The 1,350-nt window shown below is 46.8% G+C and carries 1 protein-coding gene; it reads left to right on the top strand.

Annotated features, from left to right (window positions below; all coding sequences use genetic code 11):
- The first annotated feature begins 105 nt into the window (after positions 1-105).
- Entirely contained in the window at positions 106-1,296 is a 1,191-nt protein-coding gene (locus tag BFJ94_RS25225; RefSeq protein WP_120461011.1) for an IS256 family transposase, read from the top strand.
- Positions 1,297-1,350 lie beyond the last annotated feature (54 nt).

The following is a 1,350-nucleotide window of genomic DNA, read 5'->3' as shown; positions in this document are numbered from 1 at the left end:
GATGACGTAAAATAAGTTGTGTACCATGATTTGGAGTCTATCCAAAACATAAAAAAGTAGGGTATCCTCGAGATTGCGAAATCACCAAGAAAGGAACCCTACTCGATGACTATGATACCCGAAAATTCAATCAAAAATCTATTTGAAAATCTTGTCACTCAATTTATAAAAGAAAATCTGGAATCCATCATGAAAGCAGAGATTAAGCACTTCATGGCAGATGATAAGAATGAACATAACAGCCGAAACGGCTACTACAAACGTGCGTTGCACACGAAATACGGACACATTACCGATTTGGAAGTCCCACGGGATCGCAACGGTGTGTTTCAAACCCAGGTATTTGAGCCCTACCAGCGTCGAGATGGCTGGCTAGAGGAGGCCGTTATTCAAATGTACAAAAGCGGCATGGGTACGCGTGATGTCGCTCGATTTATTGAAAGTATGTTTGGCAGCCACTACTCACCAACGACGGTTAGCAACATTACGGCCACCGTTCTGGAGGATATCCAGAATTGGCAAAAGCGTTCGTTAAAGAAACGCTACAGCGTCATCTACCTGGATGGCCTATACGTCAAGCTCAAACGCAGTACGGTAAGCGGAGAGGTCATCTACTTTGCCATGGGAATCGATGACGAAGGACATCGTCAGATTCTAGGTTTTTACGTAGGCGGTCAAGAGAGCTCAAATGGCTGGAAGAGTGTCCTTACGGACCTGTACAGCCGTGGTGTTCACGAAGTGCTGCTGGGCGTGTTTGATGGGCTACCGGGACTGGAGCAAGCCTTTAAAGAAGTCTATCCCCAAGCTGATGTTCAGCACTGTGTGGTGCATAAGGTGCGTTCCACTTTTCCGAAAGTTCGTGTCCAGCACAAGACCGATTTCATTGAAGATCTCAAAACGATCTACAACGCTCTTGACCATGACTGTGCTCTTGCTGCCTTTGATACCTTTAAAAGCAAATGGAACAGATTGTACCCCAAGGAAGTGAAGTCGTGGGAAGAACAACTGTCGACGCTTCTGACGTTCTATCACTATCCCGCTTTAATCAAGGAGGCGATCTATACATCCAATCCGATTGAACGAATGAACAAAGAGATTCGTAAGCGCCTGAAACCGATGAACAGCTTAACGAATATGGATGCGGCTGAGAAGATTGTCTACTTGGATGTGATCGCCTACAACGAGCGTTTTGAGAGCCGTGTGATTCGTGGTTTCGGTGATCCACGAGTACGGGAGGAGCTGAACCAAATGTTTGAAGAACGTTATCCGAGCTCAGACGCACTGAACGAAAACTAACCAAATACTGTACGGCCTGGGTTGGGTGGGGGCGGAGGCCTCCGCCCCCACCCA

Source organism: Paenibacillus aceti (assembly GCF_003614185.1).
Taxonomy (GTDB): Bacteria; Bacillota; Bacilli; order Paenibacillales; family Paenibacillaceae; genus Fontibacillus; species Fontibacillus aceti.
This window is presented reverse-complemented; position numbering and strand designations above follow the sequence as displayed.

Bases quoted from the DNA above. Each gene is read 5' to 3' on its own strand.
- BFJ94_RS25225 (WP_120461011.1), top strand. From the start codon at position 106: ATGACTATGATACCCGAAAATTCAATCAAAAATCTATTTGAAAATCTT.